The sequence below is a fragment of the Rhizobium sp. 01N447_2 genome (genome assembly GCF_056399245.1).
Window position 1 is genome coordinate 24,469 of sequence record NZ_JBFTQY010000042.1, and the last position, 17,815, is coordinate 42,283.

17 protein-coding genes are annotated in these 17,815 nt (G+C 60.6%); 12 read left to right on the forward strand and 5 right to left on the reverse strand.

Annotation, left to right across the window (positions count from 1 at the left end):
* The first annotated feature begins 211 nt into the window (after positions 1–211).
* Positions 212–532 carry a hypothetical protein gene (locus AC1ECN_RS24345; protein ID WP_130673528.1) on the forward strand — a complete coding sequence of 107 codons (321 nt, stop codon included), beginning with the start codon at positions 212–214 and terminating at the stop codon, positions 530–532.
* A 61-nt stretch (positions 533–593) separates the two neighbouring features.
* Here AC1ECN_RS24345 and tyrS read toward each other — a convergent pair whose 3' ends face one another.
* Entirely contained in the window at positions 594–1,850 is a 1,257-nt protein-coding gene (tyrS, locus tag AC1ECN_RS24350) for a tyrosine--tRNA ligase (protein WP_477954340.1), read from the reverse strand.
* Between the two features lie 129 nt (positions 1,851–1,979).
* On the opposite strand from tyrS, the gene AC1ECN_RS24355 reads away from it, so the two are divergent.
* Both AC1ECN_RS24355 and AC1ECN_RS24360 read left to right on the forward strand, forming a co-directional pair.
* Positions 1,980–3,098, forward strand: a complete 1,119-nt coding sequence (locus AC1ECN_RS24355) for an anhydro-N-acetylmuramic acid kinase (protein ID WP_130672647.1) — start codon at positions 1,980–1,982, stop codon at positions 3,096–3,098.
* Positions 3,095–3,622: a GNAT family N-acetyltransferase gene (locus tag AC1ECN_RS24360; RefSeq protein WP_477954342.1), complete on the forward strand. Its 528-nt coding sequence runs from the start codon at positions 3,095–3,097 to the stop codon at positions 3,620–3,622. The genes AC1ECN_RS24355 and AC1ECN_RS24360 overlap by 4 nt, the downstream gene beginning before the upstream one ends.
* On the opposite strand, the gene AC1ECN_RS24365 is transcribed toward AC1ECN_RS24360, so the two are convergent.
* Together AC1ECN_RS24365 and AC1ECN_RS24370 are read right to left on the reverse strand one after the other, a co-directional pair.
* A complete protein-coding gene (locus tag AC1ECN_RS24365) occupies positions 3,619–4,794 on the reverse strand; it encodes an acyltransferase family protein (RefSeq protein ID WP_130656933.1) in 1,176 nt (391 codons plus the stop codon). The two genes, AC1ECN_RS24360 and AC1ECN_RS24365, sit on opposite strands and share 4 nt — an antisense overlap.
* Positions 4,795–4,938: 144 nt before the next feature.
* Entirely contained in the window at positions 4,939–5,616 is a 678-nt protein-coding gene (locus AC1ECN_RS24370) for an alpha/beta hydrolase (RefSeq protein WP_003559715.1), read from the reverse strand.
* 217 nt (positions 5,617–5,833) lie between these two features.
* On the opposite strand from AC1ECN_RS24370, the gene AC1ECN_RS24375 reads away from it, so the two are divergent.
* The 8 genes from AC1ECN_RS24375 to sufA all read left to right on the forward strand — a co-directional run bounded on the left by AC1ECN_RS24375 (position 5,834) and on the right by sufA (position 13,133).
* Positions 5,834–7,051, forward strand: a complete 1,218-nt coding sequence (locus tag AC1ECN_RS24375) for a cysteine desulfurase family protein (RefSeq protein WP_018072232.1) — start codon at positions 5,834–5,836, stop codon at positions 7,049–7,051.
* A gap of 93 nt (positions 7,052–7,144) precedes the next feature.
* Positions 7,145–8,614: a Fe-S cluster assembly protein SufB gene (gene sufB / locus AC1ECN_RS24380; protein WP_018483742.1), complete on the forward strand. Its 1,470-nt coding sequence runs from the start codon at positions 7,145–7,147 to the stop codon at positions 8,612–8,614.
* Between the two features lies 1 nt (position 8,615).
* Positions 8,616–8,861, forward strand: coding sequence for a hypothetical protein (locus AC1ECN_RS24385; protein ID WP_011652133.1), 246 nt, complete (start codon positions 8,616–8,618; stop codon positions 8,859–8,861).
* A gap of 83 nt (positions 8,862–8,944) precedes the next feature.
* Positions 8,945–9,700, forward strand: coding sequence for a Fe-S cluster assembly ATPase SufC (sufC, locus tag AC1ECN_RS24390; protein ID WP_017988448.1), 756 nt, complete (start codon positions 8,945–8,947; stop codon positions 9,698–9,700).
* A gap of 25 nt (positions 9,701–9,725) precedes the next feature.
* Positions 9,726–11,000 carry a Fe-S cluster assembly protein SufD gene (gene sufD / locus AC1ECN_RS24395; RefSeq protein WP_130655630.1) on the forward strand — a complete coding sequence of 425 codons (1,275 nt, stop codon included), beginning with the start codon at positions 9,726–9,728 and terminating at the stop codon, positions 10,998–11,000.
* Positions 11,001–11,012: 12 nt separating this feature from the next.
* The gene (locus AC1ECN_RS24400; RefSeq protein ID WP_130672645.1) at positions 11,013–12,254 is read left to right on the forward strand and encodes a cysteine desulfurase; all 1,242 of its coding nucleotides are present in this window, start codon (positions 11,013–11,015) and stop codon (positions 12,252–12,254) included.
* A gap of 12 nt (positions 12,255–12,266) precedes the next feature.
* Positions 12,267–12,647 (forward strand): SUF system Fe-S cluster assembly protein, encoded by a 381-nt coding sequence (locus tag AC1ECN_RS24405; protein WP_003559708.1) that lies wholly within the window; start codon positions 12,267–12,269, stop codon positions 12,645–12,647.
* A gap of 93 nt (positions 12,648–12,740) precedes the next feature.
* The gene (gene sufA / locus AC1ECN_RS24410) at positions 12,741–13,133 is read left to right on the forward strand and encodes a Fe-S cluster assembly scaffold SufA (protein WP_018072227.1); all 393 of its coding nucleotides are present in this window, start codon (positions 12,741–12,743) and stop codon (positions 13,131–13,133) included.
* 66 nt (positions 13,134–13,199) lie between these two features.
* On the opposite strand, the gene AC1ECN_RS24415 is transcribed toward sufA, so the two are convergent.
* Complete coding sequence (locus tag AC1ECN_RS24415; RefSeq protein ID WP_130672644.1) at positions 13,200–13,505, reverse strand: flagellar basal body rod C-terminal domain-containing protein; 306 nt, start codon at positions 13,503–13,505, stop codon at positions 13,200–13,202.
* A gap of 692 nt (positions 13,506–14,197) precedes the next feature.
* Between AC1ECN_RS24415 and AC1ECN_RS24420 the strand changes: the two genes are divergently transcribed.
* On the forward strand, positions 14,198–16,483 hold the full coding sequence (locus AC1ECN_RS24420) for an FdhF/YdeP family oxidoreductase (protein ID WP_130672643.1): 2,286 nt from the start codon (positions 14,198–14,200) through the stop codon (positions 16,481–16,483).
* A gap of 31 nt (positions 16,484–16,514) precedes the next feature.
* Here the strand turns inward: AC1ECN_RS24420 and AC1ECN_RS24425 are convergent, their stop codons facing one another.
* Positions 16,515–17,561, reverse strand: coding sequence for a glycoside hydrolase family 25 protein (locus AC1ECN_RS24425; RefSeq protein ID WP_130672642.1), 1,047 nt, complete (start codon positions 17,559–17,561; stop codon positions 16,515–16,517).
* Positions 17,562–17,815: the final 254 nt, after the last annotated feature.

Here is a 17,815-nt window from a genome sequence, read left to right on the forward strand (position 1 = left end):
CCCATCTGGTCGCAAATCCCGGCGGGCCGAAAAGGTTCCGACAAAGCATTCGTTATGCGGGTCGTGGCGCTTCGCAGTAGAGAAGTGCGTGGGCTCCTCCAAGACAAAGCCAATTCCAAGCCAGGCTGACAAATCCGGCATTGATACTTTGCCTATTTTAGGAAAATCTGATGTACTATACTGTCCCGGCCAGGAAGCAACGGCCGGTGCAATGTCGGAGGATGCCATGCAGTGCGCCCGGACAGTTTCTTTCGCATCGGTCGCCATGATGGCCGTCACGATTCCCGACGTGTCGCTTTCCGCGGAAAAGGGCGTGCGGCTGAAATCGCAAGAGGCGGTCATCCGTTCCGACCACGTCCTGATGGTTCCTCTGGACGCGGAAATGACGCCGCCGATCTTCTCGATCAGCTGGTGGTCGCGGGTGAAGCCCGCTTCAAGCGTCGATCCGCCGGGCTATCTTCTTAAGAAACCAGACGAGATGATCCGAAATACCGGCGGTGAGCTGAGTGATCTTGCTCGCCGACCCGAATAGTGAGGCAAAGAAAAAGCCGGCGCGGGCGCCGGCTTTGATATCGGTTCGGAATTGAAGCCGCTTACGCCGCGCGGCGGATCAGGATGTGCTTCTTCTTGCCGAGCGAAAGCTTGATGACTCCGTCGGTGGTGATTTCGCCGCTGCCGATCATCTTGCGTTCGTCGCTGATCGCCTCGTCGTTGATGCGGACGGCGCCGCCCTGGACGTGACGGCGGGCTTCGCCGTTCGATGAGRCAAGGCCGGCGCGAACGATCAGCGACAGAAGGCCGATGCCGGCGTCGAGCTCGGAGGCGGGCACGTCGACCGACGGCAGATTTTCCGAGAGGCCACCTTCCTCGAAGGTCTTGCGCGCCGTTTCGGCAGCCTGTTCAGCGGCCTCGCGGCCGTGCAGGATCGCCGTAACCTCGGTCGCAAGGATCTTCTTGACCTCGTTGATCTCCGAACCACCGAGTGCCGAGAGCCGGGCAATTTCATCCATCGGCAGCGTCGTGTAGAGCTTCAGGAAGCGCGAGACGTCGGCATCCTCGGTGTTGCGCCAGTACTGCCAGAAGTCATAGGCCGAGAGCATGTCGGCGTTCAGCCAGACAGCGCCGGTCGCCGACTTGCCCATCTTGGCGCCCGACGACGTCGTCAGCAGCGGCGACGTCAGCGCGTAGAGCTGCGGGGTCCCCATGCGGTGACCGAGATCGATCCCGTTGACGATATTGCCCCACTGGTCCGAACCACCCATCTGCAGGCGGCAGTCGTAGCGCTTGGCCAGCTCGACGAAGTCGTAGGCCTGGAGGATCATGTAGTTGAATTCCAGGAAGGACAGGGACTGTTCGCGGTCGAGACGCGTCTTGACGCTATCGAAGGACAGCATGCGGTTGACCGAGAAATGCTTGCCGACGTCGCGCAGGAATTCGAGATAGTTCAGCGAGCGCAGCCATTCGGCATTGTTGATCATCAGCGCGTCCTTCGGACCGTCGCTGTAGTTCAGGTAATTGGAGAAGACGCGCTTGATCGAGGCGATGTTGCCTTCGATCGTATCGACGGTCATCAACTGGCGCGCTTCTTCCTTGAAGGAGGGATCGCCGACCATGCCGGTGCCGCCGCCCATCAGCGAGATGGCACGATGACCGGTCTTCTGCATCCAGTGCAGCATCATGATCTGGATCAGCGAGCCGGCGTGCAGGCTGGGCGCCGTCGGATCGAAGCCGATATAGGCCGTCACGGTTTCCTTGGCGAACAGGTCGTCGAGGCCGCTTTCATCGGAGACCTGATGAATGAAGCCGCGCTCTTTCAGCGTGCGGAGGAAATCGGACTTGAACTCGGACATGGCCTTCGTCTCTTGATATCTGCGCTCGCCCATCTGGGCCTCGCGCAAGTTCGTTGTTGTTGATCTGTCGCGGCGCGTTTAGCACTGTTTTTATAAAAGTGCATCCGGGAATCGCGGGAAGGAAACCTCATGGATGTCATCAGGACCGCGATCGGTCTGATGAGCGGCACGTCGATGGACGGAATCGACGTCGCGCTGATCAGGACCGACGGCCGCGGCTTCATCGAGCGCGGACCGTTCATGGGCGTGCCCTATGACGCAGATTTTCGCGGGCGGCTCAAACGGGCGCTGGAAATCGCACGTCCACTGAGCGACAGGAGCGAACGGCCCGCTGAGCTTCACGACATCGAGCTTGAACTTACCTTGCGGCATGCAACTGCCGTAACGGCATTCCTGGAGCGTTTCGGGCTTTCTGCCGCTGGCGTCGATGTTCTCGGCTTCCATGGCCAGACGGTGCTCCATCGCCCTGATGAGGGATTGACGATCCAGATCGGCGATGGGCAGGAACTTGCGAAGAGAACCGGTATATCGGTGGTCTACGACATGCGCGCCAACGACATGGTCCATGGCGGGCAGGGTGCACCGCTGGTGCCGGCCTATCACGCCGCACTTGCGGGAAAATTCCAACAGCAGGGACAGGCGGTGTGCTTCGTCAACATCGGCGGCATCTCCAATCTCACCTTTATCGGTACGGCCGGCCGGATATCGGCCTTCGACAGCGGGCCGGGCAATACGCTGATCGACCAGTGGGTGGAGATGCAGACCGGCAAAGCCTATGACCCCGGCGGCGAGATCGGCGGGCGCGGCAAGGTCGTGGCCAGCCTGGCGGAGCGTTATCTGCAAAGCCCGTTCTTCCGCGGCAATGTTCGCCGTTCGCTCGACCGCGGTGATTTCGCGCCGCTTCGGCTCGAGGAGGCGAGCCTCGAAGACGGCGCCCGGACGCTGGCGTATGTCGCCGCCGCGTCGATCATCAAATCTGCCAACTTCCTTCCCGAGACACCGTCGATCTATATCGTCTGCGGCGGAGGGCGCCTGAACGCCACCCTGATGGCGGAGTTTTCGGTCATGGCCGAACGGCTGGGATCAAAGGTGTTGACTGCCGAGGAGGCAGGCTTCAATGGTGACGCGATGGAAGCCGAGGCCTGGGCCTATCTCGCCGTCCGGTCGCTGGAAGGGCTGCCGTTGACATTTCCCGGCACGACGGGGGTCGGGGCTCCGGTCAGCGGCGGTGTCATCGTGGAGGCATGATGTCGGAGACGGTCATTCTTAAGACGTCCCGGATGCGCTTCGTCATGTGGGACGAAGGCGATGCTGCCCTGGTGCAGCTGCTGCATTCGACGATGGCGACGAYCCGATATCCGTCCGGCAACACGCCGTGGAGCTTGGAGAAGGCTGAGGAGCGGCTGCGCGGCTGGTTTGAGGAGCAGGCGCGCGACGGCACGACCAAATACAAGCTCCTCGCCAAAGACGGTCAGTTTCTCGGCCGTGCGGGGATTTCAAAGTTTAGGAACGAGCAATTCGAACTCGGTTATTCCCTGCGCGAGGAGGCGTGGGGCAAGGGTCTGGCAACGGAAGCGGCGGGTGCGCTTGCCGACTGGTTCTTCGAAAGAAAGTTTGCATCGGGCTTCATCGCCTTCACGCATCCCGAAAACATCGCCTCGCAGCGCGTTCTCAGAAAAATCGGCATGCGCGAACGCGCGCCGATCCTGATCGATGGAGTGCTGGACCCGGCTTTCGAACTCACCGCCGATATGCGGCCGGCAAAGCCCTAACTCTTTACTGCGACCGGCCGGACATGGGATTCGCGCCCAGCCTGATTGCCGTCCTCGACGCCTCTGACCTGGGCGATGAACGAAAATTTCTTGCGAAGGCCTAGGATAGGCTTCTCGATGAAATGCCAGGACAGCACCGCAACGGCGAGAGCCGATGGCAGGCCGACGAGATAGAGGGCCAGCGCACCATATTTCGGATAGAGGAAAACCGACGGGAACGAGCTGATCCAGATCTGCAAAAACGGGTCGTGATAGAGATAGACGCCGTAGGAGTAGTCGCCTTTCCTGAAAAAGGCCGGGATGGGCACCTCGGACAGGCCGACGAAGACGGTGATGTAAACGAGAGAGGTGATGACCAGGGGCCGGTTCATCACCGACTCTGTCGCCCGGCTGTCCAGGGTGAGAATGGCGACGATGCAAACCAGGCAGGCGGCGGCGAACAGCCAGCGGGAGTGCGGAATGACCGCTTTGAACTGAAAGGCGACGATGCCCATCATAAAGGCCGTTATCAGCTGTGAGCCTCGGCTCATGAACAGGAAGCGCGCGATCGGCTTGATCGAGTCAGGCAACAGATAGGGCATCTTCTGTACGACAATGCCGATGGCTATGTAGGCGATCGTCACCGCGAGCAGCTTGTAGCGCGTCTTCACTATGGCGGTGACCATCAGGAACGACATGATGATGTAGCAGAAGATCTCCCAGGGAACTGTCCAGAGAGCGCCGTTGACACGCTGGCTCGGATTATCCTGGAACACGCCCGGCAGCTCGTAATGGATCCAGCCGACGATATTCAGGAAGTATTTGAAAAACCGCTGATCGGTAAAATATTCGGAGTGGTACACGACCGTAATGATCGGCCCGATAATCAACGAGCAGACGACGATATCGACCGCAAGGGCCGGGACGATGCGCAAGCCTCGGTTGATCAGGAAATTCCGGAGGCTGAGGCGCTGTGCACTGCCGGCGATCAGAAATCCGCTCAAGGCGAAGAACATCGGAACAAGAGCGTATTCAGTGAACCAGAATACCGACCCCCTGATGAAGTCATTGTTCTCGGTTAACAAAAATGAATGGGTCAATACGATGGAAAAGGCGAGCCCTATTCGAAGAAAATCGAACCCCGGACCAATACCCCTATACTTATCCAGGACTTCCCCGAACGACTTGGTCATTGCGGACCTCGCTTTTGTTAGGATCGCGAGGACCCTACCGCACTGCAACATGGATTGCAACATGATAGGTGATCTGTTCTGGCACATCCGGCCCGGTTGTGTTCCGGGCCGTCACGGCATCGATGAGGCCTGGATTTCGTGGTGTCAGCGGATCCGCTTGGCGGCCGGTTCCGGCACCAGTTCGCCGTTGAGTCGACGGTCGAGGTAATCCTCGCATTCGCCCATCAGCGTCTCCACCTGGCCATTGAAGAAGTGGTTAGCGTTAGCAACGGTGCGGTGGGTGATGAGGATGCCCTTCTGGGTCTTCAGTTTTTCCACAAGGCCGTTGACATCCTTTTCCGGCGCCACCTTGTCGGCCTCACCGTTGATGATCAGGCCGGAGGAGGGGCAGGGCGCCAGGAAGGAGAAGTCGTAGGTGTTCGGCTGTGGCGCGATCGACATGAAGCCTTCGATCTCCGGCCGGCGCATCAGGAGCTGCATGCCGATCCAGGAGCCGAAGGAATAACCGGCGACCCAACAGGTCTTGGAATCGGGATGCAGGCTCTGCACCCAGTCGAGCGCCGAGGCGGCATCCGAGAGTTCGCCGGCGCCGTGGTCGAATTCACCCTGGCTGCGGCCGATGCCCCGGAAATTGAAGCGCAGCGTCGTGAACCCACGCTTCTGGAACATGTAGAAGAGCTGATAGACGATCTGATTGTTCATCGTGCCGCCGAACTGCGGATGCGGATGCAGAATCAGGGCGATGGGCGCGCTTTTTTCCTTGGAGGGCTGGTAGCGGCCTTCAAGACGGCCGGCTGGGCCGTTGAAAATAACTTCGGGCATTGGTACTCCGGGTTTTATTTCGCGTTCGCGCTGCGTTGGACGACAACATGACTTGACTAGTGTTGTCAGCTTTTCTAAAACGCAGTTTAGAACAATTCGAAACTTGCATGGCGATCCACGCATCGTGGAACGTGTCATAAGGCAAGCCCGGCGGAAATTTCAAGAAAAATGAACCGCGGCCGCTGAAGCAAGCTCGTCAAGCGCAGGACTGAAGATCATGGCGCCGCCACGCCTTTATCTCGACTGGAATGCCACAGCGCCCCTGCACCCCGCAGCACGCGCGGCGATCATGCGCGCCATCGACGTGTTTGGCAATCCGAACAGCGTGCACGGAGAGGGTCGCGCCGCGCGCGCCGCCATCGAAAGCGCGCGACGCAAGGTGGCGGCGCTTGTCGGCACCGATGCCGGCAATGTGGTCTTCACCAGCGGCGCGACCGAGGCCGCCAATCTGGCGCTGACACCGGATTTCCGCATGGGGCGCACGCCGCTGCGGCTGGGCCAGCTTTATTTTTCGGCGATTGAGCATCCGGCGGTGCGCGAAGGCGGTCGCTTCGCCAGGGACAAGATGACGGAGATCCCGGTGACGGAAGCCGGGATCGTCGATCTCGACGCACTCTCCAAGCTGCTCGATGCCCATGACAAGGCCGCCGGCCTGCCGATGGTCGCCGTCATGCTCGTCAACAATGAGACGGGCATCGTCCAGCCGGTTGAGGCGGCGGCAAAGATCGTCCACGCCCATGGCGGCCTCTTCGTCGTCGATGCCGTCCAGGCTGCCGGCCGCATCGCGCTTGACATCGAAAAGATCGGCGCCGATTTCTTGATCGTTTCCTCGCATAAGATCGGCGGGCCGAAGGGGGCCGGCGCACTGATTGCGCGCGGCGAGGCGCTGATGCCCAAGCCGCTGATCCAGGGCGGAGGGCAGGAGCGAGGTCACCGCTCAGGGACACAGAATTCGCTGGCGCTGATCGGCTTCGGCGCGGCGGCAGAAGCCGCGGCAGACGAATTCGAGGCGCGCAATGCGGCGATCGGCGCGTTGCGCGAGCGGCTGGAAGCCGGCATGCGTGAAGTCGCAGCCGACGTGATAATTCACGGCGAGGGCGGCGAGCGCGTCGCCAATACGATCTTCTTCACCCTGCCGGGGCTGAAGGCTGAGACCGGGCAGATCGCCTTCGATCTTGAAGGCGTTGCCCTTTCTGCAGGATCCGCCTGCTCATCCGGCCGGCTCGGCGAAAGCCATGTGCTGACGGCGATGGGCCGTGACGCCAAGCTCGGAGCGCTGCGCATCTCGCTCGGCTTTTCGACGACGGAAGAGGATATCGACAGGGCGATTGCGGCCTTCGCAAAGATCGCCAACCGGCGCAGGTCGGCTGGGGAGGCGGCTTGCCCTGTGTCAAAACTTGCGGAAACGCAAATTTCTGCTTGCCAATCGGGCTGAAAAGTCCCTTTTGGCCTCTTACATAAAGGGCAAGACAATTGCCCAAACACTACAAGCTGCCGGACCTTGTATCCGGCGAGATTGGAGAATGAGATGGCTGCCGTGCAGGAAACAATCGACCAGGTCCGCCTGATCGATGTGGACCAGTACAAATACGGTTTCGAGACCGTCATCGAGATGGACAAGGCGCCGAAAGGCCTGTCCGAAGACATCATTCGTTTCATTTCGGCGAAGAAGCAGGAGCCTGTGTGGATGCTGGAATGGCGTCTCGAGGCCTATCGTCGCTGGCTGACACTGGAAGAGCCGACCTGGGCGCGCGTCAACTATCCCAAGATCGATTTCAACGACATCTATTATTACGCCGCGCCGAAAAGCACGCCGGGTCCAAAGTCGCTCGATGAGGTCGATCCGGAGCTGTTGAAGGTCTATGAGAAGCTCGGCATTCCGCTGCGTGAGCAGGAGATTCTTGCCGGCGTCGAGAAGCCGAAGATCGCCGTCGACGCCGTTTTCGACAGCGTGTCGGTCGTCACCACCTTCAAGGCAGAGCTGAAGAAGGCCGGCGTGATCTTCATGTCGATCTCGGAAGCAATCCGCGAATATCCCGATCTCGTCCGGAAATATCTCGGCTCGGTCGTGCCGACCTCGGACAATTATTATGCGACGCTGAATTCGGCTGTATTCACCGACGGTTCCTTCGTCTTCGTGCCGAAGGGCGTTCGTTGCCCGATGGAGCTGTCCACCTATTTTCGCATCAATGAGAAAGGCACTGGCCAGTTCGAGCGCACGCTGATCATTGCGGAAGAGGGCGCCTACGTCTCCTATCTCGAAGGCTGCACGGCGCCGCAGCGCGATGAAAACCAGCTGCATGCCGCCGTGGTCGAGCTGGTTGCGCTCGACGATGCCGAGATCAAATATTCGACGGTGCAGAACTGGTATCCCGGCGACAAGAACGGCAAGGGCGGCATCTACAACTTCGTCACCAAGCGCGGCGATTGCCGTGGCGACCGCTCGAAGATTTCCTGGACGCAGGTCGAAACCGGCTCGGCGATCACCTGGAAATATCCGTCCTGCATCCTGCGCGGCGATGACAGCCGCGGCGAATTCTACTCGATCGCCGTTTCGAATGGCCATCAGCAGATCGACAGCGGCACCAAGATGATCCATCTCGGCAAGAACACGTCGAGCCGTATCGTCTCCAAGGGCATCGCGGCCGGCGTTTCCAACAACACCTATCGCGGCCAGGTCTCGGCTCACCGCAAGGCATCGAATGCGCGCAACTTCACCCAGTGCGATTCGTTGCTGATCGGCGACAAGTGCGGCGCCCATACCGTGCCCTACATCGAGGCGAAGAATTCGACGGCGCAGTTCGAGCATGAGGCGACAACCTCAAAGATCTCCGAGGATCAGCTGTTTTACTGCCTGCAGCGCGGCATCCCGACCGAAGCGGCGATCGCCCTGATCGTCAACGGTTTCGTCAAGGAAGTGCTGCAGGAACTGCCGATGGAATTCGCTGTCGAGGCGCAGAAGCTGATCAGCATTTCGCTGGAAGGCTCTGTGGGCTGACATGAGCGAAGCGGACAAGAAGCGCATTCTTGAACGTCTGACGAATATGCGCGGGGAGATATTGGCGAAAATTCGCCCCCGGGAGCTAAGAAACGAGACCGAAACGCCGCCGGAGCAGCCTTATGTGTTTCTCCGGCAGCGCATGGAAAAACCGGGAAAGATCATTCAGGGGATCTCGGATTTTCTCGAGTGGGTTGGGCTCGTAACGGTCGCGGTTTTCCGCGTCGTTCGTTTTTTTGCTCGATAGCGCCGAGCGCAACATGTCGATGTCCCTTAGAAATTACGCGAGGCTCTTAGTGAGCTGCGCAGAGAAAAACGCAGGAACCAAAGATGCTTGAAATTAAGAACCTCCATGCCCGTATCGCCGAAGATGGCACCGAGATCATCCGTGGTCTGAACCTGACGGTGAAGGCCGGTGAAGTTGCCGCTATCATGGGGCCGAACGGCTCCGGCAAGTCGACGCTCTCCTACGTCCTTTCCGGCCGCAGCGATTACGAAGTCACCGAGGGCGACATTCTCTACAATGGCGAGAGCATTCTCGAACTCGATCCGGCCGAACGCGCCGCCAAGGGCATCTTCCTCGCCTTCCAGTATCCGGTGGAAATTCCGGGTGTCGCCACCATGCAGTTCCTGAAGGTGGCGATGAACGAGCAGCGCAAGGCGCGCGGCGAGGACGAGTTGACGACGCCGGATTTCATGCGCCGCGTCAAGGATGCCGCCGGCAAGCTGCAGATCAATACCGAGATGCTGAAGCGGCCGCTCAACGTCGGCTTCTCCGGCGGCGAGAAGAAGCGCGCCGAGATTCTGCAGATGGCGCTGCTCGAACCGAAGCTCTGCGTGCTCGACGAAACCGATTCCGGCCTCGACATCGACGCGCTGAAGATCGTCGCCGACGGCGTCAACGCGCTGCGTTCACCGGACCGCGCCGTCGTCGTCATCACCCACTACCAGCGCCTGCTCGATTATATCGTGCCGGATACCGTCCATGTGCTCTACAAGGGCCAGGTGATCAAGTCGGGCGACAAGACGCTGGCGCATGAGCTGGAAGCCAACGGCTATGCCGACATCATCGGCGCGGCAGCCTGAGTTTCGGGCGGAAAGGACGACGTCCATGAACATGCAGACGACAAGCCGCCTGACCGCGGCCGAGGCGGCGCTGATCGAGGCCTTCAACCAGCAGATCGGTGAACTGCCGGGCAACGGCGCGGTAACAGCGCTGCGGGACCGGCTTCTCGACGACCTGAAGAAGGCCGGCCTGCCGACGCGCCGGATCGAGGCCTGGCACTATACCGATCTCAAGAATCTTTTGCGCACTGTCCCGTCGCAGGCGGGTGATGCCGGCTCGGACGCTTTGGAGCCGCTCGTTGCCGAGGCCACGGTGCTGGCGGTGATCCAGGGCCATTCCAACCAGAAGGCTGCCGCCGACGGTCTTGGCGTTTCGCCCTATTCCGAACATCTGCTCGACGGCTCCGCCGCGGACGGCCTGGATGCGCTMGGCAGCGACGACGCGGTCGGCCGCATCAATGGCAGCTTCGTGCGCGACGGCTATGTCATCGACGTGCCTGCTGATACCGAGCTTGAAAACCCGCTTGAAATCCAGTTCATCCATGCGGGCGGGCAGACACATACGCGCCTTCCTGTGTCCTTTGGCGCCGGTACCAAGGCGACGGTCATCGAGCGTCACCTCACGGTGACCGGCGATGCGGCCCTCGTGTCCCACGTCAGTGACATCACGGTCGGCGAAGGCACGGAACTGACCTGGATCATCCTGCAGCAGCAGGGAGCCGACGATACGCATCTCGGCCAGATCCGCATCGATCTCGGCGCTGACGCCAAGCTCCGGCTTTTCGTCATCAATGCCGGCGGCAAGCTGGTGCGCCAGGAGCTTAACATCAAGGTGACGGGCGAGGGCGCCGACCTGACGCTGCGCGGCATCAACCTGCTCGGCGGCGACAGCCATACCGACGTGACGATGGTGCTCGGCCACGACGTGCCGAATACCGGCTCCACCGAAGTGATCCGCAATGTCGTCTTCGACCGCGCCAAAGGTGTCTTCCAGGGCATGATCCGGGTCGCGCCCGATGCGCAGAAGACTGATGCCAAGATGGCCTGCAACACGCTGCTGATGTCCGACGATGCCGAATTCTCGGTCAAGCCCGAGCTCGAGATCTTCGCCGACGACGTCCAGTGCGGCCATGGCGCGACGGTGACCGATATCGACGCCAATCACCTCTATTACATGATGGCGCGCGGCATTCCGGAGAACAAGGCGCGGGCGATGCTCGTCAACGCCTTCGTCGCCGAGATTGTCGAGGAACTGGAAGACGAGGCCCTGGTCGAGGCGCTGGAAGGCGTGATTTCGGCCTGGCTCGAAAAGCACGCCTGATCGGATATATCAATGGACAAGATAGTGCCGGCCACGCAATACGACGTCGAAGCCATCCGTCGGGATTTTCCGATCCTGGCGGAGAAGGTGTACGGCAAGCCGCTGGTCTATCTCGACAACGGCGCATCGGCGCAGAAGCCGCAGGTGGTGATCGACGCCATCTCGCATGCCTATTCGCATGAATACGCCAATGTGCATCGCGGCCTGCACTATCTCTCGAATGCGGCGACAGACGCCTATGAGGCAGCGCGCGAGAAGGTGCGCCGCTTCCTCAACGCCCCCTCGGTCAACGACATCGTCTTCACCAAGAATTCGACGGAAGCGATCAACACTGTCGCCTACGGCTGGGGCATGCCGAAGATCGGCGAAGGCGACGAGATCGTCCTGACGATCATGGAGCACCATTCCAACATCGTGCCCTGGCACTTCATCCGCGAGCGGCAGGGCGCCAAGCTTGTCTGGGTGCCCGTGGATGACGAAGGCGCCTTCCATATCGAAGATTTCGAGAAAAGCCTGACGGAGCGCACCAAGCTTGTCGCCATCACCCATATGTCGAATGCGCTCGGCACGATCGTTCCCGTCAAGGAAGTCTGCCGGATCGCGCATGAGCGCGGCATCCCGGTGCTGATCGACGGCAGCCAGGGCGCCGTGCATCTGCCTGTCGACGTGCAGGATATCGATTGCGATTGGTACGTCATGACCGGTCACAAGCTCTACGGCCCGTCGGGCATCGGCGTGCTCTACGGCAAGAAGGAGCGGCTTTTTGAGATGCGGCCGTTCCAGGGCGGCGGAGAGATGATCTTCGCGGTCGCCGAGGATATGGTCACTTATAACGACCCGCCGCATCGCTTCGAGGCCGGCACGCCGCCGATCGTGCAGGCGATCGGGCTCGGTTATGCGCTCGACTACATGGAGAAGGTTGGCCGCGAGGCGATCGCCCGCCATGAGGCCGATCTTGCCGCCTATGCGGTCGAGCGGCTGAAATCCGTCAATTCGCTACGTGTCTTTGGGACGGCGCCTGACAAGGGAAGCATCTTTTCCTTCGAGCTTGCCGGTATCCATGCCCATGACGTCTCGATGGTGATCGACCGGCAGGGTGTTGCGGTCAGGGCCGGCACGCATTGCGCCATGCCGCTCTTGAAACGCTTCGGCGTCACCTCCACATGCCGTGCATCCTTCGGCATGTACAATACCCGCGCCGAGGTCGATGCCCTGGCCGATGCGCTTGAATATGCGCGCAAGTTCTTTGCTTGAGGAGTGTCCGTGATGAGCCTGGACGAAAGCGAACAGAAGATCGACGTGCGCGAAGGCATCGTGCATTCCAGTATCCCGGCCGATGAGCTGGCGCGGCTGAGCGACGACGTCATCAGCGCGCTGAAGACCGTCTACGATCCGGAGATTCCCGCCGACATCTTCGAACTCGGTCTGATCTATAAGATCGACATCGAAGACGACCGGATGGTGAAGATCATGATGACGCTGACCGCCCCCGGCTGCCCGGTAGCCGGCGAGATGCCCGGCTGGGTCGAAAACGCCGTCGGCGCCGTCGAAGGCGTGTCGGGCGTCGAGGTGGCCATGACTTTCGATCCGCCGTGGACGCCGGACCGCATGTCGGAAGAGGCACAGGTCGCCGTAGGCTGGTACTGACATCCCGCGGTATTGATCCGTTTACTTCAGGGTACTACATTTGAATCACGAAGCGCCGGATCTTGACCCCGGTTGCGGAAGGAGAATGAGCCGATGGGCTTTGCAATCATGAGCATGACGGACGGTGCTGCGGCTCGCGTCAAGGCGATCGTCGAGAACTCAGGACCTGATGCCAAGGGCGTGCGCGTCGGCATCAAGAAGGGCGGCTGCGCCGGGATGGAATATACCATCGACCTGGTGACCGAGCCCAACGCCAAGGACGACCTGATCGAGCGCGACGGTGCCAAAGTCTGGGTCGAGCCCTCCGCAGCTCTCTATCTGCTCGGCACCGAGATGGGCTTCGAAACGACGACGCTCCGCTCCGGCTTCACCTTCACCAATCCGAACCAGACATCGGCCTGCGGCTGCGGCGAATCCGTCGAGCTGAAGCCCGCCGATCTCGCAGCCCTTGCCGCCCAGCGCCAGGGCGAGCCGGCGCATTCCTGATAGCCACGCCATTCAGGCTGGCGGGAAATTCTCAGCCAGCCARTTCTCGATTAAATCCGGGCGTGCTCAGTCGCGCTTGATGCTCATGAGCATTTCCCACATGTCTGCGCCAGTCTCGAAGACCACGGCATTTGCCTTGTAGCTCTGCTCGGCTTCGATCAGGTCGGTGAGTTCGGTGGCCGGATCGACATCTGACGCAGTCGGGCTAACGACGGCCTGGACGCCGCCTGGTTCAACGGAGGTGAGGCTGGTGTTCAGCCTGGCATAGCCCGGCGTGCTGCTGTTTGCGATGTTGTTGGCAATCGCGCTAACCCGCGTCGTCTGCGCTCGGATTCCCGAAAGAGCAGTGCTCGAAATACCCGATATGCTCATCAGCCGTTTCCCCTGAACTGGATGGTAACCTTCTAGCTGCGAGGATTTAGGAAATGCTGAAGGCTTTGCGTTAGCAAAAGCCTTCGGTCAGGGTCTTGTGCCGTCGCCTCCGTTCCGGATTGGCACGGGACTATATCCAGAATCGGCGGCAGTGGAGCACCTTGCGACGGTTTTCGAGTTCGATACGGTCAATGGCTATTCTCTTGGCTGGAATCAACGAATTGCGGAGATGGGGCGATCTGGCTGCGCGGTTGGCAATTTTGCGTTCCTGCTTCGCTGGCCTCGAAAGAATCGTAGAGCAAGTTTGAAATGCGGGACATTCAATGCTGGTGTAGCCGGACCTATACTTCTGTTAGGTTTCAGCGCGCACGACGAGGTGGGGACAGGATGCCTGGATCAACAAGATCATCCCCAATACCTATGTATAGTTTCGTGGCCTGCTGCCGGGACGTAAGGTCTGGCTGTCTCTCGGAAGTGACTTCCATGTGGAGACCGGCACCGCGAATGTGCCGATAGACATCGGCATGTCCCCTCCCGCGCCGAGTCTCGTGGATCCCATGATCCGCCAGGACCGCTCCGCCCCCTCGGAGCGGTCCGATCTTTTTTAAAAGCACGTCCGCGCCATCTATCGCATGGCATCCCTTTGCATTGATAATAGGCGCTGGCCCTCGGACGGATTTGTGGAGCAGGTGATGACCAAGAAGCGGCCGAAAGGCATCGAGAAATACACGGCCCCTGCCGGCGGTTGGGGTGCACTCAAAGCCGTCGCCGAAACCCTTGCGCGCCAGCAGGTCATTGCGCAGGGGGCTGCGACGCTGCTGAAAGCCAATCAGCCCGAGGGTTTCGATTGTCCGGGCTGCGCCTGGCCCGATCCCAAACATACGAGTTCGTTCGAGTTCTGTGAAAACGGCGCCAAGGCGATCACCTGGGAATCCACGGCGAAACGTGCCGGGCCTGACTTTTTCGCGGCGCATACGGTCGCCGAACTGTGGCAATGGAACGACCACCAGCTGGAAGACCAGGGCCGCCTGACGCACCCGCTGGTCTATGATCACGCCAGCGACCGTTACCTGCCGATCGGCTGGGAGGAAGCCTTCACGTTGATCGGCGCCGAACTGCGCAAACTGCCCGATCCTGATATGGCCGAATTCTACACATCGGGACGCGCCTCGAACGAGGCGGCATTCCTGTTCCAGCTTTTCGTCAGGGCCTACGGGACCAACAATTTTCCCGACTGTTCGAACATGTGCCATGAGGCGACCAGCGTCGGCCTGCCGGAGTCGATCGGGGTCGGCAAGGGCACGGTGACGCTCGAGGATTTCGATCACACCGATGCCATCTTCAGCTTCGGCCACAATCCCGGCACCAACCACCCGCGGATGATGACCACTCTGCATGATGCCGCGAGGCGCGGCGTCCCGATCGTGGTCTTCAATCCCCTGAAAGAACGCGCGCTCGAGAAATTTGCGGCACCGCAGAACCCGGTGGAAATGGCGACGATGTCTTCGACGCCCATCGCATCGGCTTATCATCAGCTGCGCACCGGCGGGGATCTCGCTGCCCTCAAGGGCCTGATGAAGCGGATATTCGAGCGCGACGATGCCGATGTCGCGGCAGGCGGCAAAGGCTTTCTTGACCGGGAATTCATCGAAGCCCACACGATCGGACTGGAGGCTCTCAAGGCCGATATTGCAAAGACGGAGTGGGCGTCGATCCTGAAGAGATCAGGATTGACGCTCGAGGCGCTCGACAGCGCCGTTGATGTCTATCTCAACGCCCGCAACGTCATCCTCTGCTATGGCATGGGCATCACCCAGCACAGCCACGGCACTGCCAATGTCCAGCAGCTTGCCAATTTCCTGATGTTGCGGGGAAATATCGGCCGCCAGGGCGCCGGTATCTGCCCGCTGCGGGGGCATTCGAACGTTCAGGGCGACCGGACCGTCGGAATCACCGAGATCCCCAACGCGGCGCTTCTCGACGGCATGGAGAAGGCCTTTGGCTTTCGCCCGCCGGAGGAGAAGGGCCATAACGCCGTCGAGGCCATCGAGGCGATCATCGAAGGCCGGTCGAAGGCGCTGGTCTGCCTCGGCGGCAATCTCGCCGTCGCCATATCCGATCCGGAGGCGACATTCGCCGGCATGCGCAAGCTCGACCTTGCTGTCCATCTGGCGACAAAGCCCAACCGCTCGCACCTGCTGATCGCCCGAACCTCCATCATCCTTCCCGTTCTCGGCCGCACCGACCAGGATATTCAGACGACGGGACCGCAATCGGTGACCGTCGAGGATTCCATGTCGATGGTGCACGCCTCGCGTGGTTTCCTGAAACCACCAGGCGAAGAGCTGAGATCCGAACCGGCGATCATCGCCGGCATCGCCAAGGCAACGCTCGGCGTCAAATACGGTATCGATTGGGACGGGATGATCAGCGATTACAATCGCATTCGGGAAAAGATCGAAGTGGTCTTTCCCGATTTCCATGATTTCAACACACGGGTCAGGAAACCCGGCGGCTTCCGGCTAACGGTGGCGGCCTCCGACCGGCAATGGCGCACGCCCTCAGGAAAAGCACAGTTCCTCATCGCGCCTGGGCTGGAGGAAGATCCGCGCCTTGCAGACGCAGACACACTGGTTCTGACAACGCTGCGCAGTCACGACCAGTACAACACGACAATCTACAGCCTGGACGACCGCTATCGTGGCGTCTTCGGCCGCCGTGACGTGATCTTCATGAACAGCGGGGATCTCTCCGCACGCGGCCTTGCCGATGGCGATAAGGTTGATATCGAGTCGGTTGCTGAAACCAGCAGCAGGGCGGTCAGAGGCTTCACCGCAGTGGCCTACGATATCCCTGTTGGCTCCATCGCCGGATATTATCCCGAGATGAACAGGGTCATCGCGCTTGGCGATTACGACCGGAAATCGGGAACGCCTGCCTACAAAGGCGTGCCGGTGAAGGTGCAGAAGTCCGCATGAGGACGGGGCAAGCGGCCTGGCGGGCTTTCGGCTATCGCGACGCCACCCAGTCGTGCCAGTCGCTTTCATTGCCGTTGAACACGTTGAGGTCGATCTTGCCGTCAACGCCATCGGAAAGGCCGGAGCCGGAATATTGCCAAAAGAGCCACTTGCGGCCCGGATAGACCTTGGAGGGGTGAGCGGCCACGGAGCGCAGCCAGAAGGGGTAGTCGAGCAGTTGGCCCTTCAAATTGTCGCGGTAGAAGTCCGGCGCCGTGTAGATGATCGGGCGCTGGCCGTAATAGCGCTCCAGCTTGTCCATGAAGACCTGCATCTTTTCCCGGACACGTGCGGGAGAGATTCGCCTCTTGCAGCTCGATTCGCCATTCCATTCAACGTCGATGACGGGCGGAAGAGCGTTGGCTTCCCTTGGCACGTTGCGGATGAACCAGTCGGCCTGTTCGCCGGCTGTTCGGCACCAGTAGAAGAAGTGATAGGCGCCGTGTTTCAGGCCGGCTTCCTTGGCGCGGCGCCAGTTCTTCTTGAACATCGGATCGAGGTGATCGCCGCCGTCCGTGGCCTTGATGTAGACGAAGTTCGCGCCTTGCCTCCGCAACGTCTCCCAATCGATCTCGCCCTGCCAGCGCGACACGTCGACGCCGTGCACGGCAAGCTTTCTCGGCGAGGTGGAGCCGAAGTTGATCGGCTTGGCATCGCGGAAGCGGTGGCCGTAAATTTGGCCGCGTGTCGGCGATCTCGTGCCGACATCGGGCATTGCATTGCCGGCGGGATTGGCCGGCATCAGCAGCGCGACCGGTTTATCTGTCGGCAGCGGCATGCCAACCGGCCTGTCGGCGGGCACGAGCGCCTGCGGCTCCGGAACCTCTGCCGCCCAGCGCAACGCCTGCTGCGGCGGGCTTGCCTGCGGCGCTGGATCGCCGACGGCGGCAGCCGGTATCGGGCCGCTCGGCTGGGCGATAGCATTGGTCGTTTCCGGTGACGGCACGTTGCCCAGCACATCTTCGGCGCCAGAACTGGCAGCGCATCCCGACAGGATCAGGGCGGCGAGGAGGATTGCTGGCACAGCCGATGGACGCATAAGAACCTGCACGCGAAACAAGGGATCGACGGTGATCCATGTTGATGGAAGCCGCCTTTATGAATTGCTAACAGAGACTTGCTAAGAAAGGTTAAATTTGATCCTTGTGCGCCAAAGGCATGCAGCCCCTCCCAACCTGTAGGAGGGGCTTGCCCATTTGCTGCTACTCAGCCGCCTCGGCGTAGCTTTCCACCGGCGGGCAGGTGCAGATCAGGTTGCGGTCGCCATAGACGTTGTCGACGCGGTTGACCGGC